Genomic DNA, 22,514 nt, shown 5'->3' on the forward strand with positions numbered 1-22,514 from the left:
CCCCGCTTTTGCGGAGGACGACAATGATTTTTGTTCGTCCTTCTGGGACCCGCCGCCATCAGAGCCATCTCGTCGAAAGCGCTGACCTATCCTCCTCCTGCGGCGATCTCCGGATAAAGATCAATCCAGTTCGGATTGTCCTTTTCGATCAGCGCAATCTTCCAAGCCCGCGGCCATTTCTTCAGCCGTTTCTCACGCTGAATGGCAACCTCTACTTCGTCGACGCATTCGAAGTACACCAGACGACTCACGCCGTAATCTTTAGTGAAGCCTTCCACCGCACCTGACTTATGCTCGTAAACGCGACGGACGAGGTCATTGGTCACGCCGATGTAAAGCGTGCCACCGATGCGGCTGGCCAGGATGTATACATAATAGCTGCGCGTTCCCATCTGCCGCCTCTGGGATACTGGGTCGCCCGGTCAAGCCGGGCGATGACAGTATCATTTTTGGCGGCCGAATCTGCTAACACCTGTCTATGAACGCACCTGAAGCCCCCTCGACATCGGCAACACCCTCGTCCGCGCCCTCCTGGCGCGAAGCGTTTGCGGTGTATCTGCAGCCGCGCGTGCTGATCGTGATGATGCTCGGCTTCTCGTCCGGGCTGCCGCTGGCGCTGTCGGGATCGACGCTGCTGGTATGGGTCAGCGAGAACGGCGTCAGCCTCGGCACCATCGGGCTGTTCACCCTGGTCGGCACGCCCTACACCCTCAAGTTCCTGTGGGCGCCGCTGGTGGATGGCCTTAACATTCCGCTGCTGACGCGCTGGCTCGGGCGGCGGCGCGGCTGGCTGGTCTTCACCCAACTGCTGTTGATGGCCGCGATCCTCGGACTGGCGCTGACCGATCCCGCACGCTCGCCGTTCTTCGTGGCGCTCGGCGCGCTGCTGGTCGCCACGACGTCGGCAACGCAGGACATCGTGGTCGATGCTTACAGGGTCGAAAGCCTAGCGGAGAACGAACAGGCCGCCGGTATGGCGTCCTATGTGGCCGCCTATCGCGTCGGCATGGTGGCGTCCACGGCCGGCGCGCTGTTTCTCGTCACCGGCTTCGAATATGTTGGGCTGACTCGGCTCGATGCCTGGATGGCGAGTTTCGCTGTCATGGCGGCGCTGGTGCTGATCGGCATCGTCACGGTGCTGTGCGCGCGGGAGCCGGAGCAGTCCCGTATTGCTGACGCCGCAGCAGGCGGAAAGCCTTCGGTCAGCCGCATCGCCGAGGCCGCGATGGGCGCTTTCAGCGAGTTCCTGACCCAGCGCTATGCCATCATCGTGCTGGTGTTCGTGATGCTGTTCAAGTTCACCGACGCCTTCGCCGGCGCGATGACAGTGCCGTTCATCATCGACATCGGCTTCACGCGCAACGACTACGCCATCATCGTCAAAGGAGTCGGCCTGGCCGCGACCCTGGTCGGCGGTTTCGCCGGCGGCTTTCTCGCGCGCGGCACCTCGCTGGTGACCTGCCTGTGGATCGGCGGCCTGCTGCAGGCGGTGTCCAACCTCACCTTCACCTGGCTGGCGCTGGTCGGGCCGCAGCAATGGGCGCTGACCGTCGCCGTCTCGGTGGAAGCGTTCACCGGCGCGATCGGCACGGTGATCTTCGTCGCCTATCTCTCTGCGCTATGCAAGAATCCGCTGCACACCGCCACGCAATATGCGCTGCTCACCGCACTGGCGTCAGTCGGCCGTATCTATCTATCGTCTGGCTCGGGCTATGTGGCCGAGGCGACGGGCTGGCCGCTGTTCTTCGTGGTCTCCGTACTGGTCGCGGTGCCGAGCCTGATCCTGCTGGTGTGGCTGCAGCGACGCGGGCATTTCGATGAACTGGGGCCGATGAAGGTTTAGGCTGCAAGGGCGTTGAACGCTGTGTCAACAACCTCGGTTGTCGTCCCCGCGAAGGCGGGGACCCAGTATTCCAGAAACGCCGGTTGCTGAATCGAGAAGCCGCGGCGTACTGGGTCGCCCGGTCAAGCCGGGCGATGACAGTGGAGTTTGTGACAGCGGCCGCGACAAACTCAGTTCTTGGTCACGACGCTCCACTTGGTGATCACGGCTTCGCTCATTTGTCCGGCAGCCTCGGCACAGGCGACTTCATCGACCTTCACCGAAATTTCCTTGCCGACCTTGCCCTTCAACTGCGCAGCCTGCGCGTCGCTGGTGATGACGAGTTGGAAAGTCTCCGGCCCAGTCTCGAGGTTGCACAGACCGCTCGGTGGCGGCAGGCGACGCGGCTCGGACGTGATCTGGTAGGTCGAGACCTTCGCGCCACGCTTGCCGCTGCGCGTCTTCATGGCGTTGAGTTCGCCCGAGAGGATGTCTCCAACATTGATCAGCTTGCCTGCCTTGGCCGGTGCAGGTTCCTCCTGCTGAGCCGTCTGCGCGGAGCCAGCAGGCGCAGCAAACGCCGTGACCATTACCAACACAAAAGCCGAGCGTATGGCGAATCGTCGTTTCGTCATTTCCGATAGTTCCATGATAAAGAGAATCAGAACAGTGTTCGCTGTCGCATCGCAGCCGATAGCGTACCTTCATCGAGATAATCAAGTTCGCCGCCGACTGGAACACCATGGGCCAGCCGTGTGACCTTGACATTGGCCTCTTGCAACAAATCGGTGATGTAATGCGCCGTGGTCTGGCCATCAACCGTTGCATTCAGCGCCAGGATGATCTCACTCACCTGCTGGTCATGTGCGCGCGCCACCAGCGCGTCGATGGTGAGATCCTGCGGACCGACGCCGTCGAGCGGCGACAGCGTGGCGCCCAGCACGTGATAGCGGCCGTTGGTCGCATTGGCGCGCTCCAGCGCCCACAAATCCGCGACGTCGGCGACCACGACGATGGTCGTGGGATCGCGCCGCGGATCGGTACAGACCGTGCAGGGATTTTGCGTATCGATATTGCCGCAGGCCTTGCAGACCTGGATCTTTTCGATCGCCACCTGCAGCGCGCCGGCGAGCGGCGTCATCAGCGCCTCGCGCTTCTTGATCAGATGCAGCGCCGCGCGCCGCGCCGAACGCGGCCCAAGCCCCGGCAACCGCGCCAACAGCTGAATCAGACGTTCGATTTCGGGGCCGGCAACCGCGGTAGCCATGAGATGATTGAAACTCGCAGGAGTTGTGATAACCAAGGTTCAACGCGGTTTCTCCGCGCGACCATGAATGGGATCAGATGTTAGCGCGTCAAATTGCGATCGGCTTTGGCATAGCCATCATATTTCCCTTGCTGATTCACTACGGCGTTTCCACATTTCATTCCCCGCCGAAGCGTGAATTCTCGATCGTACAGATTCCACCAAATGCCACGGCCGACGAGAGAAAAGAATACCTCGCCAAGGAGCAAGAGCGCCAAAAGAAATATGCCGACGCAGCAAAGGAATTCGCTCGAATTCTCGTGATTGTATCCACGCCACTGGGCGTTGCCGCAATCTTCATTGGCGCGTATCTCGCGTTTCAGGCTATCGGAACAGGTTTGATACTAGGCGGCATTTTGTCCGTATCCTGGGGATACTGGAGCTACTGGTGGTATCTGGACGACTGGATAAGGTTCGTTTCCTTGCTGGCTGGCTTTGCGATCCTGATTTTCGTCGGCATTCGCCGAGCCGGCGTCACAAGAGCTTCCTGACTTTGGGTTGATCTGTTCACGTTCAAGTCAAGCCAAGGCCCGGCGGCAAGCCCAAACCGCCGGTCAGCGCCTGCATCTTTTCCTGCATCGCGGTTTCTGCCTTGCGCCGGGCGTCGTTATGCGCCGTCACCAGCAGGTCTTCGAGGATTTCGCGGTCCTCCGCCTTCATCAGCGATGGGTCGATCTTGACGCCCTTCACTTCCATCTTCGCGGTCATCCGCACGGCGACCATGCCGCCGCCGGAAATGCCCTCGACTTCGACATTGCCGAGTTCTTCCTGCATCGCCTGCATCTTGGATTGCAGCTGCGCCGCCTGCTTCATCATGCCGAGAAAATCAGCCATGGTTGCGTCCTCTCAAGATATCGATCAATCGTCGTCACTGTCCGAACGCTCGGCCGGGTCCTCACCGATCGCGTCGGTTTCCGGCGGCTCGGCGGCAAGCTTGCGCACCTCGACGACCTTGGCGCCCGGGAACCGCGCCAGCACTTCCTGCACGCGCGGATCGGCTTCCGCGGCCCGCGCATGTTCGTTCTTCGCATGCTCGTTCTGCGAACGAACCGTCGGCTGGCCGGTCTCGTTGGAGACGATCACGGTCCAGCGCCGGCCGGTCCATAGTTCCAGCTTGCGGGAGAGATCGCTGACCAGCGCCCGCGCCGCGTGGCGTTCGAGCGCGACTTCCAGCCGCCCATCCTCCAGGCGCACCAGCCGCATGTCGGCCTCGAGCGCCGCCTTGATCAGCAGATCGCGCTTCTCGCCGGCCAGCGCGACGAGCTGCGCAAAGCTGGTGATCCGCAAAGCGGGCGCAGACTGCGGCTCCGGCGCGGGCGCGGCCATTTGCGGGCGCGCGGACGCCTCGGCGCCGGACCTTTGCGCCGTGGGCCCGCGCATCGGCGCTGACGACATGGAAGACACGGTCGAGGCCGGCGCCGCGCGCGAGGGCGCAGCACTTGCCGAAACGACCGGCGAGCCACCGCCGTTTTGTTCAAGCATCCTGATCGCTTCGTCTGGCGTGGGCATGTCGGCGACATAGGCGATGCGCACCAGCACCATTTCGGCCGCCGCCGCCGGCCGCGTCGCGGTCTGCACCTCGGTGATGCCTTTCAGGAGCATCTGCCACATGCGCGACAGCACCCGCATCGACAATTTTGCCGCAAAATCGCGGGCACGCACGCGTTCGGTCTCGCCATAGGCGACGTTGTCGGCGGTGGCCGGCACGACTTTCACGCGGGTGACGAAATTGACGAACTCGGCGAGATCGGACAGCACCACGACCGGATCGGCGCCGACATCATATTGCTCGCGGAATTCCTTGAAGGCGCTGGCGATGTCGCCGCGGGCCAGCGATTCAAACAAATCAATCACGCGCGTGCGGTCCGCGAGCCCAAGCATCTGCCGCACTGCGTCGGCGCGCACGGTGCCGGCCGCATGCGCGATCGCCTGGTCGAACAGCGACAACGAATCGCGCACCGAGCCTTCGGCGGCGCGCGCGATGATGCCGAGCGCCTCGGGTTCAACCTCGACACCTTCCTTGGTCGCGATGTTGGACAGGTGCCCCATCAGCACGTCGGCCTCGACGCGGCGGAGGTCAAAACGCTGGCAGCGCGACAGCACCGTGACCGGCACCTTGCGGATCTCGGTGGTCGCGAACACGAACTTGGCGTGCTCCGGCGGCTCCTCCAGCGTCTTCAGGAAGGCGTTGAAGGCCGCGGTCGACAGCATGTGGACTTCGTCGATGATGTAGACCTTGTAGCGCGCAGAGGCCGGTGCATAGCGCACGCTGTCATTGATCTGGCGCACGTCGTCGACGCCGGTATGCGACGCGGCGTCCATTTCCAGCACGTCCATGTGCCGGCTTTCCATGATCGCCTGGCAATGCACGCCGAGCGTGGGCATCTGGATCGCCGGTCCCTTCACCGAACCGTCGGCCATTTCGTAATTGAGCGCGCGGGCGAGAATCCGCGCCGTGGTGGTTTTGCCGACCCCGCGCACCCCGGTCAGAATCCAGGCCTGCGGGATTCGCCCCGTTTCGAACGCATTCGAAACGGTGCGGACCATGGCCTCCTGGCCGATCAAATCCTCGAAACTGGAGGGGCGGTATTTGCGCGCCAGCACCCGGTAGGGCTTTCCGGCCTCCGGCAGCCCGCCGAGATCGAGGCGGCCTGCATTTTCGGGGGGAGCGCCAGCATCACTCATCGGTCGATCCGCAATTGATTGTCTCTCAAGGCCGGCTTGCGGAACGGGAGAGGAATCAAGCGCCAAAGGCGGGCCTCGCCGCCTTGAGCGCGATTCGCTCGAAAAACAGGTAGGAGACTGACGAGCGACCCGATCCGGACCTCGTTAGGGCTGCTTCCTTCCGGACCTGACCCGGTTGGCGAGTGGCTCGTCCACCGCCAATCTCCCGGTCCTTATTTGGGGCCAAAAGGGCCGGAAAGCAAGCGGGGCGAGCAGAGTTTGCGGGACTTGTGCAGAAACGCGGAAAGGCTTTACTTGCCGTCATGCCCGGCCTTGTTGCCGGGTATCCACGCCTTCCTCGGTTCCCAACCAGAAAGACGTGGATGGCCGGGGATAGGCGAGCAGAAGCGACGCCGTCCTTCAGACGGCTATGCCCGACCACGACGAGGAATACGTATGTCCACCGACGCCGCCTGGTCGCTGCACTCCCAGCTCAAGAAAGACACCATCGACATTGGCGACCTGCCGCTGTGCCGGGTGCTGGTGATCAAGGACGCGCATTACCCGTGGCTGCTGCTGGTGCCGCGCCGCGAGGGGGCGGTGGAAATCATCGATCTCGACGAGGTCGCCCAGGCGCAGTTGATGACGGAAGTCTCGCGCGTCGCCCGTGCCCTCAAAGAGATCACCAAATGCGACAAGCTCAATATCGCGGCACTGGGCAATCTGGTGCCACAGCTCCATGTTCACGTCGTCGCGCGCCGCACCAGCGACGCCGCCTGGCCGCGGCCGGTCTGGGGCGTGATGCCGCCACTGGCGCATGACGCCGAGGAAGTCCAGAATTTCATCAGCGCGCTCCGCCGCAAGATTTGGCTAGGTTGAATTCATGTCAATTTTCGATTCGTTTCCGCTCGGCAAGCCCGCTTTCGTCACCGACATTCTCGACCGCGCCGCGCATCTGCGCAGCAATGACGAGAAACTGTTCGCGCTGGAAAGCCACCGCGACGCCGGCGCCTATGTGATCTACCGTGACTCGTTGGTGGTGCGGCAGGAGGCCGGAGGATCGCGCGTCCTGCTCAGCGTCGATGAGGCCGCGAAACTGGGCGCCAATCCGGGCACGATCTTTCTGGGCCTGCGCGACGGTGCGCCGGTTTTCGGCATGGGGATTGCGGCGGCGGCGGTGGAAAAGCTGCTGACGCGCGACGACGTCGCGGTCACCGACCTGCGCGGCATGGTGATGCAGGGCGCGGTGCCGACCGAACAGCTCTCGGCGATCGCGATGGCGAAATCGATGGTGAGCTGGCATCAGCGCCATGGCTATTGCGCCAATTGCGGCACCCGCACCGCGATGAAGGAGGGTGGCTGGAAGCGGGACTGCCCGAACTGCAAGGCCGAGCATTTTCCGCGCACCGATCCGGTCGTCATCATGCTGGTCACTCATGGCGACAGATGTCTGCTGGGACGGCAGAAGCAGTTTTTGCCGGGGATGTGGTCGTGCCTGGCGGGCTTCGTCGAGGTCGCCGAAACCATCGAGGACGCGGTCCGGCGCGAGATTTTCGAGGAATCCGGAATTCACTGCACCGACGTGACCTATTACATGACGCAGCCGTGGCCTTACCCGTCATCGCTGATGATCGGATGCGCCGCGCGCGCAACCTCGGACGAAATCGTGGTCGACAAGGCCGAACTGGAGGATGCACGCTGGTTCACTCGCGACGAAGTGGCCCTGATGCACAGCCGCACACATCCCGACGGCATGTTTGCCGCGCATCCGTTCGCGATCGCTCACCATTTGATCGGCCGCTGGGTGCATGGGGCTAACGATTCGGGCGCATAGCGGGAACTCTCCGATGGACCAGATCATTACCCCCGGACTGCATCGCTTTTCCGGGTTCCGGCACACGGTGGAACCGACATGACGGATTCCGGCATGAATTTTCACGATAAAGCGCCGAAACCCCCGCCGCGCATCCTGTGCATCGGCATGCCGGTGCGCGACCTGACCTTTCATACGCCAGGTGTTCCTGGGCGCGGCTCCAAGGAGAACGCCACCGCATTCGACGAAATCTGTGGCGGCAACGCGCTCAATGGCGCGATCGGCATCGTTCGGCTCGGTGGACGCGCCTCGATCTGCGGGCCGATGGGCGATGCCAAGGAAACATCTGCTCGCTTCATCTTCGATCAGATGGCGCATGAGGGCATCGAGACGAAACATCTCATCCACATGCCGGGCCTGGTGACGCCGATCTCGGCTGTCATGATCGATCCTTCCGGCGAGCGCACCATCGTGACCTTCCGCGATCCGGAGCTGTGGAAGGTCAAGTTGCCCGACTTCGACACGCTGCTGGACGATTGTGCCGCCATTCTCACCGAGAGTCGTTGCGCGGAATTCTGCACGGATCTATGCGCCGAGGCGCAACGGCGCGGCATCCCTGTGATCGTCGACGTCGATCGCGCGATGTCGCTGCGCGAGGGGCTGCTCAATGCGTCCTCGCATCTGGTGTTCTCGAGCGAGCCGCTGCAGGAGACCGCTGATGTCGCCGACGACGCTCATGCCCTGAAGAAAATCGCAAAGCTGACCAAGTCGTTCCTGGCGGGGACCCGCGGTGCGCGCGGCACGATCTGGCTCGACGAGAACGGGGGTATCCAGGAAACCCCGGCCTTCCCGGTCCATACCGTCGACACCCTAGGCGCCGGTGACGTGTTCCACGGCGCCTTCGCGCTCGCGATCACCGAGGGGCAGGAATTGCAGCAGGCGCTTCGGTTTGCCTCGGCTGCCGCGGCCTTGAAATGCACCCGCTTTGGCGGCGCCTTTGCTGCCCCGCAACGTATTGAAGTTGAAGAGCTTTTGAGCCAAGGCCAGAGTACCAGCCCGGCCTCGACCGGCCAATAAGATAGGCTTGCTATAGAAGAATTTTCTATATATGAGGAATGAAAGCCTCATTCATGGAACATTCTTCTCATGACCGACATTGCAGTCCAGCTTCACGAAGCCAATCGCCGCCTTGACTCCATCGACCGCAAAATCCTGACGGTGCTGCAGGAGGACGCCTCGCTGTCGGTAGCCGAGATCGGCGACCGGGTCGGGCTGTCCTCGACGCCGTGCTGGAAGCGCATCCAGCGGTTAGAGGCCGACGGCGTGATCCTGCGCCGGGTTGCGCTGGTCGATCAGAACAAGATCGGGCTCGGCATTTCCGTATTCGTCTCGGTCGAGAGTTCCGATCATTCCGAAGCCTGGCTGAAGACCTTCGCCAGTGCCGTCAGCGCCATGCCCGAAGTGATGGAGTTTTATCGGATGGCGGGCGACGTCGATTACATGCTGCGCGTCGTGGTCGCCGACATGGCGAGCTATGACGTGTTCTACAAAAAGCTGATCAGCGCCGTGCCGCTGAAGAACGTGACCTCGCGCTTTGCGATGGAGAAGATCAAGTCGGTCACCGCACTGCCGGTCCCGGCGGCGTAACCGCCGTCCGATGTTGCGCCGCGACAACGCTACCTTAGGCTGAAGGTTTACGCGCCGTTAGCTTCGTCACGATATTGTTCTGTGATGGAGCGGGGGAAAATCATTCCAACGACCCGACGGCCTGTCTGGCTGAACGCTGCCGCGCTGCTGATCGCGAGCTGGATCGGAATCGCAGCACTGTCGTTGCAGGTCAGGACCGGCGCCGAGGTCGTGGCGGTGGCTTTCCCGCCCTGGTGGAGCGGCCAGCAAGCATTCATTGCTACCGCGTCCGCCAACGCCGCCATCGTCAGGACGACCGCCGTTCCGGCCCTTCTGATCGTGCGACCGGACGACAATGACGGGCTGACACAACTGCGCAAGGCCGGCGCCTGGCTGACCATGGACCCGCAGGCGATCTCGGCCTGCTTCACGAAATAGACGCGTACTTGACGACCTACAATCTGGGAGCTGGGAATGACCTTCGAAAGCGAAGACCTGGTAATCCTGCGCGAAACAGCCAGCAAGATATTGCTCGCGGTGCTCTGGCTGCACGTTCCGATCGCGCTCGTCATCGGTATGGCGCGCGACGCCGACTGGCTGGTACCGGCCGCATTCATGGCCGCAATGGCACTGGCCGCGACCGTGTCGTGGCGCATGTCGGGGAACGGGCTTTCCACCCGCCTGATCGTTGCGGTCGCGTTAATGGCCGATGTCGCCATGTTTGTCTTCCAGCTCGCGGGACATCGCTGGCAGGTCGACATGCACATGTACTTCTTCGCCGCGCTGGCCTGCCTGGTCGCCTATTGCGATTACCGGCCGATCGTCCTCGGTACCGCGGCTGTCGCGCTGCACCACCTGACGCTGAACTTCCTGCTGCCGGCCGCGGTCTATCCCGGCGGCTCCGATTTTGGCCGTGTCGTTCTCCACGCCGTCATCCTCCTCATCGAGGCAGGCGTGTTGATCTGGCTCACGACCACGGTCACCCATTTGTTCGAAATGGCCGCACAGAAGACCGCGGAGGCCGATGCGGCCAGCGCTGCCGAAGCGCGCGCCACTGCCGACCGCAACATGGCCGAGCAAGCCAAGCGCGACCGTGATGCGGCAAGGCGCGAACTGTCCGCCGGCTTCGAGCGCAGGATCAGCGGCGTCGTCGAGGCCGTCGCCGTGGCGGCCAGCGAGATGCAAGGTCTGTCGGCCTCGATGAGCGACAGCAACGCTGAAACCTCGCGGCAGACCGCCACGGTCGCCGCCGCATCGACGCAGGCCTCGGCGAACGTGGAAACGGTGGCATCGGCAACCGAAGAGCTCGCGGCTTCGATCAACAGCATCGCCCAGCAGGTGACGCGCTCCGCCGAGATCGCCAACAAGGCCGCCGATGAGGCGCGTCGGACCAACGCCGTGGTCGAGGGACTTGCCGCCGGCACCCAGAAGATCGGCGAAGTGGTGACGCTGATCCAGAGCATCGCCAGCCAGACCAATTTGCTGGCGCTGAACGCCACGATCGAAGCCGCCCGCGCCGGCGAACATGGCAGGGGATTTGCGGTGGTAGCGAGCGAAGTCAAGGCGCTGGCCAATCAAACCGCGAACGCGACGGAGGAAATTTCCGCGCAGATTCAAGCCATCCAGACCGCCACCGGCGAAGCCGTCAACGCCATCCAGGTGATCAGCGGCACCATCGCCGAGATCGACGAGATCTCAAGCGGAATCGCCGCCGCGGTCGATCAGCAGGGCGCCGCAACGCGGGAAATCGCGGGGAACGTGCAGCAGGCCGCTGATAGCACCAGGGATGTCAACGACAGCATCCTCAGCGTCAGCCGGGCTTCCGATGAAGCCGGCCGCGGGACGGCACGGTTGCTCGACGCCGCGAATGGCCTGTCGTCGCAATCGGACCGGCTGAAATCCGAAGTCGACAGCTTCCTCGGCTCGCTTCACGCGGCGTAGGATTCAATAATTTCGGTGTCATCGCCCGCGAAAGCGGGCGACCCAGTATTCCAGAGACGCCGATGATAGAACCGAGAAGCTGCGGCATACTGGATCCCCCGCTTTCGCGGGGGACGACAGCTGTGGGCGTGGCGTGTTTGAACGTCCCTCAAATCTTCTGATTATACTCGCCGACTTCGGGATGGGTGCGCAGCACCACATTCATCGCCTCGAACATGTCGTGCATCCGCTGCTCGGCAACGGGGCTCTCGACCACCACCACCAGCTCCGGCTTGTTGGAAGACGCCCGCACCAGGCCCCAGCTGCCATCTTCGACCGTGACACGCACGCCGTTGACGGTGACGAGATCGCGGATCTTTTGGCCCGCGACCTTCTCGCCCTTTTTTTGCAGCGTCTCGAAATGCTTCACCACGGCGTCGACGACGCCGTATTTGGTCTCGTCGGCGCAATGCGGCGACATCGTCGGCGACGACCAGGTTTTCGGCAGCGCGTCTTTTAAATCTGCCATCGACTTGCCGGTGGCGCGATCGAGCATCTCGCAGATCGCGATCGCCGAAACCAGGCCGTCGTCATAACCCCGGCCGAACGGCTTGTTGAAGAAGAAATGCCCGGACTTTTCGAATCCCGCCAGCGCGCCAAGCTCGTTGGTGCGGCGCTTCATGTAGGAATGGCCGGTCTTCCAATACTCGGTTTTGGCGCCCTGCTTCTGCAGCACGGGATCGGTGACGAAAAGTCCGGTCGACTTCACGTCGACCACGAACAACGCATCCTTGTGGATCGCCGACATGTCGCGCGCCAGCATCACGCCGACCTTGTCGGCAAAGATCTCCTCGCCGGTATTGTCGACCACGCCGCAACGGTCGCCGTCGCCGTCGAAGCCGAGGCCGACATCGGCCTTGTGCGCGAGCACGGCGTCGCGGATCGCGTGCAGCATCTCCATGTCTTCGGGGTTCGGATTGTACTTCGGAAAGGTGTGATCAAGCTCGGTATCGAGCGGGATCACCTCGCAGCCGATCGCTTCCATCACCTGCGGCGCGAACGCGCCCGCGGTGCCGTTGCCGCAGGCGACCACGACCTTCAGCTTGCGCTTCAGCTTCAGGCGCTGGGTCAGGTCGGCGATGTAGCGCGCCGGAAAATTCTCGTGGAATTGGTAGGAGCCGCCGGCCTTGTTCTTGAAATCGGCGTTGAGCACGATTTCCTTCAGCCGCGTCATCTCGTCGGGACCGAAGGTCAGCGGCCGGTTGGCGCCCATCTTGACGCCGGTCCAGCCATTGTCGTTATGCGACGCGGTGACCATCGCGACGCAGGGCACGTCGAGGTCGAACTGCGCGAAATAGGCCATCGGCGTCACCGCGAGCCCGATATCGTGCACTTTGCAGCCCGCCGCCATCAGGCCCGAAATCAGCGCGTATTTGATCGAGGCCGAATAGCCGCGAAAGTCGTGCCCGGTGACGATCTCCTGCTTGACGCCGCGTTCCGCGATCAGCGCGCCGAGCCCCATGCCCAGCGCCTGAATGCCCATCAGGTTGATTTCCTTGCCGAACAGCCAGCGCGCGTCATATTCGCGAAAACCCGTTGCCTTCACCATCGGCTCGGATTCATAGGCATAGGTATTCGGAACCAGCACGGATTTCGGCTTCGGAAACATGGGGGATGGCCTCTTGAGACATAGAAGGGCAGCGCCGCAGGCTTAGCGAAAGCGCAGGCGCAGCGGAAGGCGGGATTAGCGGCTTTTGGCGATTAATTGCGGCGGATTTGAAGGCAGAACTGCCTAGAGCTTCAGCTCTGATTGCATCAGAACTGAAGCTCTAAATTCCTGTTTTGACGCGTTTTCTTCACGCGAACCGGCATCCACCCTCGGATCAAGTCCGAGGGCATGCTTCGCTCGAAAACGCTTTATTGCTCCAGCACCAGTCGGCCATTGGCGTATTCGAAGCGCTTCAGCTTCGACAGGAACGACAGGCCAAGCAGATTTTCCGAAAGGGCTTCGTCGGGCAGCACCATGGCGTCGACGTCGCGCACCACGATTCCACCGAGGTCAATCATGGCAATCCGCGTGCGTGCGGCCTTGATGGTGCCGTTGGCGGTGGTGACGGTCGCGTTGTAGTCGCCGCGCGAGGGGCGCAGGCCGAACCGCGCCGCAGATTTTTCGTTCAGCGCCACCAGCGAGGCGCCGGTGTCGACCATGAAGTCGACGCGCTGGCCGTCGATCCGGCCGTCGGTCTGGAAATGGCCGCGGGCGTCTCTGGGAATGCTGAGGCTGCGGCCGCTGGCCTGCGCGACCGTTGTTGCGGCCTGCGCTTTTGGCGGGGCGGTATTGGCGAGCGCCGGCGCGAACTTATCCGCCATCTGGGCCATGAAGCTGCCGAGGGCAACCAGGACGGCGGCAAAAATCATCAGGTTACGCATGACGCCACACTCGATACATTTAGGGCCAGACCGCCGATCACACCACGGCGCCGGCCAAGCCGCGACTAACAACGCCGGCCGAGGCTGCCATTTTGGCGAAAAGGATGAGCGAAGCGTTAACGAAGGCGCGCAATTGCGCCCTTCACGTTCCGCGCGGCTTGACCCGTCGCGTGGGCAAGGCATTGGCCGGGTCTTCCGGCCAGGGATGGCGAGGATAGCGGCCGCGCAGGTCGGAACGCACGGCTGCGTAACTGCCACGCCAGAACCCCGGCAAATCGCGCGTCACCTGCACCGGCCGCTGCGCCGGCGACAGCAGTTCCAGCACCAGCGGCACCGCGCCCTTGGCGATCGAGGGATGGCTGTTGAGCCCGAACAATTCCTGCAGCCGAACCGCGATCGTCGGCCCCTGCTCGGCTTCATAATCGATCGCCAGCATGGTGCCGGTCGGCGCCTCGAAATGGGTCGGTGCCTCGCGCTCCAGCCGCGCCCGCAGATCCCACGACAATAAGGCCATCAGCGCGTCGGAGAGATCGCCGGGCGCCAAGTCTTTCAGTGAGGTCTTGTCGTAGAGAACGGGCTCCAGCCACGCCTCGCTTGTGGCCGCGAGTGCGTCGTCGGACAGATCAGGCCAGCTGTCGCCTTCGGCCTTGCGCAGGAACATGACGCGGTCGCGCCATTGCTTTGATGATTTCGACCACGGCAGCCTGTCTAGCCCGAGGGCGACCAGTCCGGCAGCGAAGATTTTTGCGGTCTCCGCCGAAGGTGACAGCGCCATCGGCGCCTCCGACAGCGTGATGGCGTGCAGGCTGCGCTTGCGCCGGGCACGGAGCGCCATCGCGCCACGATCGAACGTGATCTCCTCGGCGTTCTCGATCTGGTCGGCGAAGCGCAGTTCGATCTCTTCCTGCGCGATCGGCGCCGCCAGCAGAATGCGGCCCTGTGCGGCCGTGCCGGTCAGTTCAGCAACCGCGATATAGGGCGCGCGCGCCAGCGACGAGGTCTGCTCCACGGCCGCCCCCCTGCCGTTGGCGAGCACAAAACTGCCGTTGCCCCGGTTGCGGGCGACCCGGTCGGGGAAGGCAAATGCCAGCATGACGCCGGTGCTCAGATCGCCGTCCGCTTGCGCGGACGAAGCCGGCGCTTCGGCGGCCACCTGCGAGGCCCAGCGCTGCGCCAGACTGCGCGCGCTGGCGGCACGGGGCGAACGGTCGCGGCGGAATTGATCCAGCCTGTGATCGAGATCGACGCTGTCGCCGCCGAGGCCGCGCTCGGTCAGAACAGCGGCGATATCGGCGGCTTCCTCGCCCGCGCCGGCGCGATGCGAGTCCACGATCATGCGCGCCAGCCGCGGCGGCAACGCCAGCGCGCGCAGGCTCTTGCCCTCCGCGGTGATCCGGCCGTCGCCGTCGAGCGCGCCGAGTTCGGAAAGAAGACTGTTGGCCTCCTTCAACGCAGGTGCCGGCGGTGGATCGAGGAATGCCAGGGTCGCGGGATCGCGCACGCCCCATTGCGCGAGGTCGAGCACCAGCGAGGACAGGTCGGCCGACAGAATTTCGGGCTGCGTGTAGGCGGCGAGCGATGCCGTCTGCGGCTCGTCCCACAGCCGGTAACATACGCCAGGTTCGGTGCGGCCGGCGCGGCCGCGGCGCTGATCGACCGCGGCGCGCGAGGCACGCACGGTTTCCAGCCGGGTCAGGCCGATATCCGGCTCATAGCGCGGCACCCGCGCCATGCCGGAATCGACGACAATCCGAACGCCTTCAATGGTCAGCGAGGTCTCGGCAATCGATGTCGCCAGCACCACCTTGCGCTGCCCCTTGGGCGCGGGCGCAATCGCGCGGTCCTGCACGGCGGCGTCGAGCGCGCCGAACAGCGGCACGATCTCGACGCTGGCATCATGGACCCGCTCGCCGAGAAAATTCTGCGTGCGGCGAATTTCGGCGGCGCCCGGCAGGAACGCCAGCACCGAGCCGGGATCGGCGCGCAGCGCGGTTGCGATCGCGTCCGCCATCTGCCGCTCCAGCGGCGCGTCCGACTTGCGGCCGAGATAGCGCGTCTCCACCGGATAGGCGCGGCCTTCGCTGGCGACAACAGGCGCGTCGCCCAAAAGTTTGCCGACCCGCGCGCCGTCGAGCGTCGCCGACATCACGAGAATGCGCAAATCCTCGCGCAGGCCGGTTTGCGCATCGCGCGCCAGCGCCAGACCCAGATCGGCATCGAGCGAGCGCTCGTGGAATTCGTCGAACAGCACGGCGGCGACGCCGTTCAGTTCGGGATCATCGAGAATCTGGCGCGAGAAGATTCCCTCGGTGACGACCTCGATCCGGGTCGCGCGCGATATCTTGGAGCCGAAGCGGACGCGATAGCCGACGGTCTCGCCGGCGCGCTCGCCGAGCGTCCGCGCCATCCGTTCCGCGCTGGCGCGCGCCGCGATCCGCCGCGGCTCCAGCATGATGATCTTCTTGCCCTTGAGCCAGGACGCATCCAAGAGCGCCAGCGGCACCCGCGTCGTCTTGCCGGCGCCCGGCGGCGCCACCAGCACCGCGGAATTGTGGTCCGCCAGCGTGCGCGTCAGCTCAGGGAGTGCCGCGTCGATCGGAAGTGGCGTGTCGAAAGTCAGGGGCAATTCGGCTCGTATCGGTTCTTCCCCTCTCCCCTTGTGGGAGAGGGTGGCTGCGATGCGAAGCATCGCAGACGGGTGAGGGGTCTGTCTCCGCGGATGCAGACCCCTCATCCGGCGCTTCGCGCCACCTTCTCCCACAAGGGGAGAAGGGAAGAAAGCGCATCAAACTGCGGGGTCTGTCCCCCGCCCCACGCTGTCATAGGTGAAACCGTGGGCCGCCATGTCCTCGGGGCGATAGATGTTGCGCAGGTCGACCACGACCGGCTTGGCCATCTCGCGCTTCACGCGCTCCAGGTCGAGGGTGCGGTATTGCACCCATTCGGTCACGACAACCATCGCGTCAGCGCCGCGCAGGCAGTCATAGGGGTCGTCGCAATATTCGATATCGGGCAATTCCTTGCGCGCCTGCTCGATGCCGACCGGATCGTGGGCGCGGACCTTGGCGCCCATGTCGAGCAGTCCGGTGATGAGCGGAAGCGACGGCGCCTCGCGCATGTCGTCGGTGTCGGGCTTGAAGGTGAGGCCGAGCACCGCGACCGTCTTGCCGCGCAGGCTGCCACCGGCCGCGTTCGACACCTTGCGCGCCATCGCGCGTTTGCGGTTGTCGTTGACCCCGAGCACGGCCTCGACGATGCGCAGCTGCACGTCGTGATCGAGCGCGATCTTCACCAGCGCGCGGGTATCCTTCGGGAAGCACGAGCCGCCGAAGCCGGGGCCGGCATGCAAGAACTTCGCGCCGATGCGGTTGTCGAGCCCGATGCCGCGCGCGACTTCCTGCACATCGGCGCCTACCTTCTCCGAAAGATCCGCGATTTCGTTGATGAAGGTGATCTTGGTGGCGAGGAACGCATTGGCGGCGTATTTGATCAGTTCCGCGGTGCGCCGCGCCGTGAACATCAGCGGCGCCTGGTTGAGCGACAACGGCCGGTAGATATCGCCGAGCACCTTGCGCCCGCGCTCGTCCGAGGTGCCGACCACGATACGGTCGGGGAACTTGAAATCGCGGATCGCCGCTCCCTCGCGCAAGAATTCCGGATTGGAGGCAACCACCACATCGGCTGACGGATTGACCTCGCGGATCAGCCGCTCAACCTCGTCGCCGGTGCCGACCGGCACCGTCGATTTGGTGACCACGACCGTAAACCCCTTGAGCACTGCAGCGATCTCGCGCGCGGCGGCGTGCACGTAGCTCAAATCCGCGTGACCATCGCCGCGCCGCGACGGCGTGCCGACCGCGATGAACACCGCGTCGGCGTCCGCAACCGGCCCGGTCAGGTCGGTGGTGAAATCCAGCCTTTTGGCCTTCACATTGGAGGCCACCAGCGCGTCGAGCCCAGGCTCGAAAATCGGGATCTCACCGCGCCGAAGCGCGGCGATCTTGTCGCCGTCCTTGTCCACGCAGGTAACCTGGTGACCGAAATCGGCAAAACAGGCGCCGGATACCAGCCCCACATAGCCCGTGCCAATCATGGCAATGCGCATGAAAACAGCCCGCTTTGATGGTTAACGTCGGTTCAGATTCTGCCCGCCTCTTAAAGCATTTGGCGGCAAAGAGGAAACCGGAAAAGCGTCGGAGAGCGGCAATAAGGCCGGCAAAGAAATCGGCAAGAAAACCGGCATGTCATTTGTATGAATAAAGGAGAAAGCAACGGATCGGGCCGATGATGCGGCGCCAACGGGCCAAAACAGGACAACCATGACACCAAACGGCACATTACCTGTCGCCGAACGCGCCACGTCTTTCGTGGCCGGACGCATTGACTGGGTCGACTATGCCAAGGGCATCTGCATCGTCATGGTCGTGATGATGCATTCGGTGCTGGGGGTTGAAGCCGCGGCGGGCCAGACCGGTTTCATGCATTGGCTCGTCATGTTCGCCAAACCGTTCCGGATGCCGGATTTCTTCCTGATTTCAGGCCTGTTCCTGGCGGTCGTGATCGACCGCGACTGGCGCACCTATCTCGATCGCAAGGTGGTGCATTTCGTCTATTTCTACGTGCTGTGGGTGACGATCCAGTTCGGCTTCAAGGCGCCGTCGTTCGCCGCCGGGTCCGGTTGGGCACATGTCGGCTATCTGTATCTGGAATCCTTCATCGAGCCGTTCGGCACGCTGTGGTTCATCTATCTGCTGCCGATCTTCTTTGTCGTCACAAAACTGACACGCAGCGCCCCGCCGCTGGCGATCTTTGCCGCGGCCGCGTTGCTGGAAATGGCGCATGTCGCGACCGGCTGGACCGTGATCGACGAATTCTGCGCGCGCTTCGTCTATTTCTATGCGGGTTATTGGCTGGCTTCCTACGTCTTTGCCGTGTCGGACCGCGCGCGGGCGCGGCCCGCACTCGCGCTCGCGGGTCTGGCATTGTGGGCTTTGATCAATGGCGTTCTGGTCATTGCGGGCTACAGCGACTGGCCGCTGATCTCGCTCGCACTGGGATTTGCCGGCGCCGGCGCCATCATCGTGATGGGCACACTTTTGGCGCGCATGCGCTGGCTCAATTTCCTGCGTTTTTGCGGCGAGCATTCGATCGTGATCTATCTCGCCTTCTTCCTGCCGATGGCGGCGACAAGGGCGGTGCTGCTGCGCAGTGGACTCCTCGACGTCGGCACGATCTCTCTGATCGTCACCGTCGCAGGCGTCGTCGGCGCGCTGGCGATCTGGCGGCTGGCCCTGGCGCTGCATGCCAACTTCCTGTTCGATCGCCCCGGCGCGTTCTGGATCGCGCCGAAGAAGGTTGCCCCGGTGTTGCAGGCGGCGGAATAGGTTTCTCCTCTTGTCGTCCCGGCGAAGGCCGGGACCCATAACCACCGGCCTTCGTTTAGCGGAAGGCGTCAGCCAGATTTACTCGATCGATAGATCACGCGGTATGGGTCCCGGCCTTCGCCGGGACGACGAAAATTGGTTCTTGGGCCATTCCGGATTCCCGCCTGAATGGCAGCTGATGACAGCGTGGAAAATCGCCCGCCGAGGCTGTCAATCCGCGCAAAAATCCCTAAGTTTCGGCCATGCCGAAAACAGCCCCCAAAGCCGACAAACCCGCCCCCGCCAAAGCCGCAGCCAAGTCCGAGACCAAGTCTCAGACCAAGGCCGAAACAAAGGCTGAAGCCAAGGTGCCTGCCAAAGTTCCGGGCAAGGGCGACCATGTCTTTCTGGTCGACGGTTCCTCCTACATCTTCCGCGCCTATCACGCGCTACCACCGCTGAACCGCAAATCCGACGGGTTGCAGGTCAATGCCGTGCTCGGCTTCTGCAACATGCTGTGGAAGCTGCTGCGCGACATGCCCGAGGACAACCGGCCGACCCATCTGGCGATTATCTTCGACAAATCAGAGATCACGTTCCGCAACAAGCTTTACCCCGACTACAAGGCGCACCGGCCGCCGGCGCCGGACGATCTGATCCCGCAATTCGCGCTGATCCGCGAGGCGGTGCGCGCGTTCGACCTGCCCTGCCTGGAACAGGTGGGCTTCGAGGCCGACGATCTGATCGCGACCTATGTACGGCTGGCCTGCGAGCGCGGCGCCACCGCAACCATCGTATCGTCGGACAAGGATCTGATGCAGCTGGTGACCGACTGCGTCACCATGTACGACACCATGAAGGACCGCCGCATCGGCATCCCGGAGGTGATCGAGAAGTTCGGCGTGCCGCCGGAGAAGGTCGTCGAAGTCCAGGCGCTCGCAGGGGATTCGACCGACAACGTGCCTGGTGTGCCCGGTATCGGCGTCAAGACCGCCGCGCAACTAATCGTCGAATATGGCGATCTGGAAACACTGCTGCTGCGCGCCGGCGAGATCAAGCAGCCGAAACGGCGCGAGGCGCTGATCGAGAATGCCGAGAAGGCGCGGATCTCGCGGCAGCTGGTGCTGCTCGACGACAAGGTCGCGCTCGACGTGCCGCTCGATGATCTTGCGGTCCATGAGCCCGACGCGCGAAAACTGATCGCGTTCCTGAAGGCGATGGAGTTCTCCACCCTCACCCGCCGCGTTGCCGATTATTCGCAGATCGATCCGTCCGATGTGGAGGCGGATGCCGGCAACAAAAGCGGGGCAAGCGTTTTTGGGGTGCTGCCAATTGCCGAGAAAGTCGGGGAACGTGACGGCCCGAGTGGAGACCTGTTTGCGGAGAAAGGTGCCGGCGGGAAGACCAGCACACCGGCCAAGGGGTCGGGTGATCGGCAAGACAAGGCCTCAAGCCTGAAAGGCAGCCCGATCTCGCTCGCGAGCGCGCGCGAGGCGGCGATCCGCAAAATCCCGTTCGACCGCAAGAAGTATCAGACCATCGGCAGCCTCGATCAGCTCAAGGCCTGGCTGGCGCGGGTGCACGATGTCGGCCATTTCGTCATCGAGGCGATGTCAGACTCGATCGATCCGATGCAGGCGGAGATCTCAGGCATTGCGCTGGCGCTGGCGCCCGACGATGCCTGCTATGTCCCGCTCGGCCACAAGCAGTCCGGCGGCGGTGCCGGCCTGTTCGACGCCGGCCTCGCGCCGGACCAGATCAAGGCGGGCGATGCGCTTGCCGCATTGAAGCCGCTGCTGGAATCGGCGGGCATTCTCAAGATCGGCTTCAACATCAAGTTCAACGCCGTGATGCTGGCCCAGCACGGCATCACACTCCGCAACCATGACGATGCGCAGTTGATGTCCTATGCGCTGGATGCCGGCCGCAACGCCCATGGGCTCGAAGGGCTCGCCGAGCGCTGGCTCGGCCATGCCGTCGTCGATTATGCCGGGCTCACCGGCAGCGGCAAGAACAAGCTCACCTTCGACCAGGTCGCCATCGACAAGGCGACGGAATATGCGGCCGAAAGCGCCGATGTGATCTTGCGGTTATGGCGTGTGCTCAAGCCGCGGCTCGTCGCCGACCGCATGACCGCGGTCTATGAGACGCTGGAACGGCCGCTGATCTCGGTGCTGGCGCGGATGGAGCGGCGCGGCATTTCGATCGACCGCCAGGTGCTGTCGCGGTTATCAGGCGAGTTCGCCCAGACCGCCGCACGGGTCGAAGCCGAACTGCAGGAAATCGCGGGCGAGCCGATCAATGTCGGCAGCCCCAAGCAGATCGGCGATATCATCTTCGGCAAGATGGGCATCACCGGCGGCACCAAGACCAAGACCGGCGCATGGTCGACCTCGGCGCAGGTGCTCGATGAACTCGCCGAACAGGGCCACGAATTTCCGAAGAAGATTCTGGAATGGCGGCAGGTCTCGAAACTGAAATCGACCTATACCGACGCGCTGCCGATCTATGTGCATCCGCAGACCCACCGCGTTCATACCACCTACGCGCTGGCCGCGACCACAACCGGGCGGCTGTCGTCCAATGAGCCGAACCTGCAGAACATTCCGGTGCGTACCGAGGACGGCCGCAAGATCCGCCGCGCCTTCATCGCCACCCCCGGCCACAAGCTGGTGTCGGCTGACTATTCGCAGATCGAGCTGCGGCTGCTGGCCGAAATCGCCGACATTCCCGTGCTGAAGCAGGCCTTCCGCGACGGGCTCGACATTCACGCCATGACGGCTTCCGAAATGTTCGGCGTGCCGATCAAGGACATGCCGAGCGAGGTGCGCCGACGCGCGAAAGCGATCAATTTCGGCATCATCTACGGCATCTCGGCGTTTGGGCTCGCCAATCAGCTCGGCATCGCGCGCGAGGAGGCCTCGGCCTACATCAAGAAGTATTTTGAGCGCTTTCCTGGCATCCGCGCCTACATGGATGCGACGCGGGATTTCTGCCGAGCCCACGGCTATGTCGAGACGCTGTTCGGCCGCAAATGCCACTACCCCGATATCAAGGCGAGCAACGCCTCGGTCCGCTCCTTCAACGAGCGCGCCGCGATCAACGCCCGCCTGCAAGGCTCCGCCGCCGACATCATCCGCCGCGCCATGATCCGGATGGAAGATGCGCTGGCCGAGAAGAAGCTCTCGGCGCAGATGCTGCTGCAGGTTCACGACGAGCTGATCTTCGAGGTGCCCGAGAACGAAGTCGCGGCGACGCTGCCTGTCGTGCAGCACGTGATGCAGGACGCACCGTTCCCGGCCGTGCTGCTCTCGGTGCCGCTGCAGGTGGATGCGCGGGCGGCGAATAATTGGGACGAGGCGCATTAGTTCGATGGCGTTCCCCGGATGCTGCGCAGCACGCCGCCCTTGCGGCGTGGTGCGCTGCTGATCCGGGGTCCATCTTCTGTGAAAGATGGGTCCCGGCTCTGCGGTGCACCGTGAAGAACGCTGCACCGCGTCCGGGACACGTGACCGACTGCTAGAATTGCTCTCCGTACAATTTCCGAAATGACATCGCGGCATGTCGCGC

At 63.5% G+C, this 22,514-nt stretch carries 19 protein-coding genes and 1 other RNA gene; 10 read left to right on the forward strand and 10 right to left on the reverse strand.

Translation table 11 applies throughout. The features are described from left to right. Positions 1-86 precede the first annotated feature (86 nt). A complete protein-coding gene (locus JQ558_RS09795) occupies positions 87-392 on the reverse strand; it encodes a GIY-YIG nuclease family protein (RefSeq protein ID WP_212293509.1) in 306 nt (101 codons plus the stop codon). A gap of 86 nt (positions 393-478) precedes the next feature. Here JQ558_RS09795 and JQ558_RS09800 point away from each other — a divergent pair, with 86 nt between their 5' ends. Further along, the gene (locus JQ558_RS09800; protein WP_212209316.1) at positions 479-1,843 is read left to right on the forward strand and encodes an AmpG family muropeptide MFS transporter; all 1,365 of its coding nucleotides are present in this window, start codon (positions 479-481) and stop codon (positions 1,841-1,843) included. 170 nt (positions 1,844-2,013) lie between these two features. On the opposite strand, the gene JQ558_RS09805 is transcribed toward JQ558_RS09800, so the two are convergent. Continuing rightward, on the reverse strand, positions 2,014-2,457 hold the full coding sequence (locus JQ558_RS09805; protein WP_212293510.1) for a hypothetical protein: 444 nt from the start codon (positions 2,455-2,457) through the stop codon (positions 2,014-2,016). Positions 2,458-2,483: 26 nt separating this feature from the next. Next, positions 2,484-3,089 (reverse strand): recombination mediator RecR, encoded by a 606-nt coding sequence (recR, locus tag JQ558_RS09810; RefSeq protein WP_212293511.1) that lies wholly within the window; start codon positions 3,087-3,089, stop codon positions 2,484-2,486. 77 nt (positions 3,090-3,166) lie between these two features. Between recR and JQ558_RS09815 the strand changes: the two genes are divergently transcribed. Then, on the forward strand, positions 3,167-3,619 hold the full coding sequence (locus JQ558_RS09815) for a hypothetical protein (RefSeq protein ID WP_212293512.1): 453 nt from the start codon (positions 3,167-3,169) through the stop codon (positions 3,617-3,619). 22 nt (positions 3,620-3,641) lie between these two features. On the opposite strand, the gene JQ558_RS09820 is transcribed toward JQ558_RS09815, so the two are convergent. From JQ558_RS09820 to ffs, 3 genes are all read right to left on the reverse strand, one after another. Then, positions 3,642-3,962, reverse strand: a complete 321-nt coding sequence (locus JQ558_RS09820; RefSeq protein WP_192739178.1) for a YbaB/EbfC family nucleoid-associated protein — start codon at positions 3,960-3,962, stop codon at positions 3,642-3,644. A 24-nt stretch (positions 3,963-3,986) separates the two neighbouring features. After that, entirely contained in the window at positions 3,987-5,813 is a 1,827-nt protein-coding gene (locus JQ558_RS09825; protein ID WP_212275121.1) for a DNA polymerase III subunit gamma/tau, read from the reverse strand. 109 nt (positions 5,814-5,922) lie between these two features. Then, an RNA gene (gene ffs / locus JQ558_RS09830) (signal recognition particle sRNA small type) lies at positions 5,923-6,019 on the reverse strand. A 229-nt stretch (positions 6,020-6,248) separates the two neighbouring features. Here ffs and JQ558_RS09835 point away from each other — a divergent pair. The 6 genes from JQ558_RS09835 to JQ558_RS09860 all read left to right on the forward strand — a co-directional run bounded on the left by JQ558_RS09835 (position 6,249) and on the right by JQ558_RS09860 (position 11,172). After that, on the forward strand, positions 6,249-6,671 hold the full coding sequence (locus JQ558_RS09835; RefSeq protein ID WP_212293513.1) for an HIT domain-containing protein: 423 nt from the start codon (positions 6,249-6,251) through the stop codon (positions 6,669-6,671). A gap of 4 nt (positions 6,672-6,675) precedes the next feature. Next, positions 6,676-7,626: an NAD(+) diphosphatase gene (nudC, locus tag JQ558_RS09840; RefSeq protein WP_212209311.1), complete on the forward strand. Its 951-nt coding sequence runs from the start codon at positions 6,676-6,678 to the stop codon at positions 7,624-7,626. 93 nt (positions 7,627-7,719) lie between these two features. Beyond that, positions 7,720-8,682 carry a sugar kinase gene (locus tag JQ558_RS09845; RefSeq protein ID WP_212293514.1) on the forward strand — a complete coding sequence of 321 codons (963 nt, stop codon included), beginning with the start codon at positions 7,720-7,722 and terminating at the stop codon, positions 8,680-8,682. Positions 8,683-8,751: 69 nt separating this feature from the next. Next, the gene (locus tag JQ558_RS09850; RefSeq protein WP_212293515.1) at positions 8,752-9,252 is read left to right on the forward strand and encodes an Lrp/AsnC family transcriptional regulator; all 501 of its coding nucleotides are present in this window, start codon (positions 8,752-8,754) and stop codon (positions 9,250-9,252) included. 84 nt (positions 9,253-9,336) lie between these two features. Continuing rightward, complete coding sequence (locus tag JQ558_RS09855; RefSeq protein ID WP_212293516.1) at positions 9,337-9,669, forward strand: hypothetical protein; 333 nt, start codon at positions 9,337-9,339, stop codon at positions 9,667-9,669. Positions 9,670-9,705: 36 nt separating this feature from the next. Beyond that, positions 9,706-11,172 carry a methyl-accepting chemotaxis protein gene (locus tag JQ558_RS09860; RefSeq protein ID WP_212293517.1) on the forward strand — a complete coding sequence of 489 codons (1,467 nt, stop codon included), beginning with the start codon at positions 9,706-9,708 and terminating at the stop codon, positions 11,170-11,172. Positions 11,173-11,320: 148 nt separating this feature from the next. Here the strand turns inward: JQ558_RS09860 and JQ558_RS09865 are convergent, their stop codons facing one another. From JQ558_RS09865 to JQ558_RS09880, 4 genes are all read right to left on the reverse strand, one after another. Next, complete coding sequence (locus tag JQ558_RS09865; protein WP_212293518.1) at positions 11,321-12,820, reverse strand: phosphomannomutase/phosphoglucomutase; 1,500 nt, start codon at positions 12,818-12,820, stop codon at positions 11,321-11,323. 248 nt (positions 12,821-13,068) lie between these two features. Next, the gene (locus JQ558_RS09870; RefSeq protein ID WP_249142406.1) at positions 13,069-13,581 is read right to left on the reverse strand and encodes a TIGR02281 family clan AA aspartic protease; all 513 of its coding nucleotides are present in this window, start codon (positions 13,579-13,581) and stop codon (positions 13,069-13,071) included. A 142-nt stretch (positions 13,582-13,723) separates the two neighbouring features. Beyond that, entirely contained in the window at positions 13,724-16,207 is a 2,484-nt protein-coding gene (gene hrpB, locus JQ558_RS09875) for an ATP-dependent helicase HrpB (protein ID WP_212293519.1), read from the reverse strand. A 159-nt stretch (positions 16,208-16,366) separates the two neighbouring features. Next, a complete protein-coding gene (locus JQ558_RS09880; protein WP_212293520.1) occupies positions 16,367-17,686 on the reverse strand; it encodes a UDP-glucose/GDP-mannose dehydrogenase family protein in 1,320 nt (439 codons plus the stop codon). A gap of 214 nt (positions 17,687-17,900) precedes the next feature. On the opposite strand from JQ558_RS09880, the gene JQ558_RS09885 reads away from it, so the two are divergent. Together JQ558_RS09885 and polA are read left to right on the forward strand one after the other, a co-directional pair. Continuing rightward, positions 17,901-18,965 (forward strand): acyltransferase family protein, encoded by a 1,065-nt coding sequence (locus tag JQ558_RS09885; RefSeq protein ID WP_212293521.1) that lies wholly within the window; start codon positions 17,901-17,903, stop codon positions 18,963-18,965. Positions 18,966-19,207: 242 nt separating this feature from the next. Continuing rightward, positions 19,208-22,312, forward strand: a complete 3,105-nt coding sequence (gene polA / locus JQ558_RS09890; protein WP_212293522.1) for a DNA polymerase I — start codon at positions 19,208-19,210, stop codon at positions 22,310-22,312. Positions 22,313-22,514 lie beyond the last annotated feature (202 nt).

Origin of the sequence: Bradyrhizobium sp. AUGA SZCCT0160 (assembly GCF_018130105.1) — a bacterium.
Classification (GTDB): Bacteria; Pseudomonadota; Alphaproteobacteria; order Rhizobiales; family Xanthobacteraceae; genus Bradyrhizobium.

Bases quoted from the DNA above. Each gene is read 5' to 3' on its own strand.
- JQ558_RS09795 (WP_212293509.1), bottom strand. From the start codon at position 392: ATGGGAACGCGCAGCTATTATGTATACATCCTGGCCAGCCGCATCGGT.
- JQ558_RS09800 (WP_212209316.1), top strand. From the start codon at position 479: ATGAACGCACCTGAAGCCCCCTCGACATCGGCAACACCCTCGTCCGCG.
- JQ558_RS09805 (WP_212293510.1), bottom strand. From the start codon at position 2,457: ATGACGAAACGACGATTCGCCATACGCTCGGCTTTTGTGTTGGTAATG.
- recR (WP_212293511.1), bottom strand. From the start codon at position 3,089: ATGGCTACCGCGGTTGCCGGCCCCGAAATCGAACGTCTGATTCAGCTG.
- JQ558_RS09815 (WP_212293512.1), top strand. From the start codon at position 3,167: ATGTTAGCGCGTCAAATTGCGATCGGCTTTGGCATAGCCATCATATTT.
- JQ558_RS09820 (WP_192739178.1), bottom strand. From the start codon at position 3,962: ATGGCTGATTTTCTCGGCATGATGAAGCAGGCGGCGCAGCTGCAATCC.
- JQ558_RS09825 (WP_212275121.1), bottom strand. From the start codon at position 5,813: ATGAGTGATGCTGGCGCTCCCCCCGAAAATGCAGGCCGCCTCGATCTC.
- JQ558_RS09835 (WP_212293513.1), top strand. From the start codon at position 6,249: ATGTCCACCGACGCCGCCTGGTCGCTGCACTCCCAGCTCAAGAAAGAC.
- nudC (WP_212209311.1), top strand. From the start codon at position 6,676: ATGTCAATTTTCGATTCGTTTCCGCTCGGCAAGCCCGCTTTCGTCACC.
- JQ558_RS09845 (WP_212293514.1), top strand. From the start codon at position 7,720: ATGAATTTTCACGATAAAGCGCCGAAACCCCCGCCGCGCATCCTGTGC.
- JQ558_RS09850 (WP_212293515.1), top strand. From the start codon at position 8,752: ATGACCGACATTGCAGTCCAGCTTCACGAAGCCAATCGCCGCCTTGAC.
- JQ558_RS09855 (WP_212293516.1), top strand. From the start codon at position 9,337: ATGGAGCGGGGGAAAATCATTCCAACGACCCGACGGCCTGTCTGGCTG.
- JQ558_RS09860 (WP_212293517.1), top strand. From the start codon at position 9,706: ATGACCTTCGAAAGCGAAGACCTGGTAATCCTGCGCGAAACAGCCAGC.
- JQ558_RS09865 (WP_212293518.1), bottom strand. From the start codon at position 12,820: ATGTTTCCGAAGCCGAAATCCGTGCTGGTTCCGAATACCTATGCCTAT.
- JQ558_RS09870 (WP_249142406.1), bottom strand. From the start codon at position 13,581: ATGCGTAACCTGATGATTTTTGCCGCCGTCCTGGTTGCCCTCGGCAGC.
- JQ558_RS09880 (WP_212293520.1), bottom strand. From the start codon at position 17,686: ATGCGCATTGCCATGATTGGCACGGGCTATGTGGGGCTGGTATCCGGC.
- JQ558_RS09885 (WP_212293521.1), top strand. From the start codon at position 17,901: ATGACACCAAACGGCACATTACCTGTCGCCGAACGCGCCACGTCTTTC.
- polA (WP_212293522.1), top strand. From the start codon at position 19,208: ATGCCGAAAACAGCCCCCAAAGCCGACAAACCCGCCCCCGCCAAAGCC.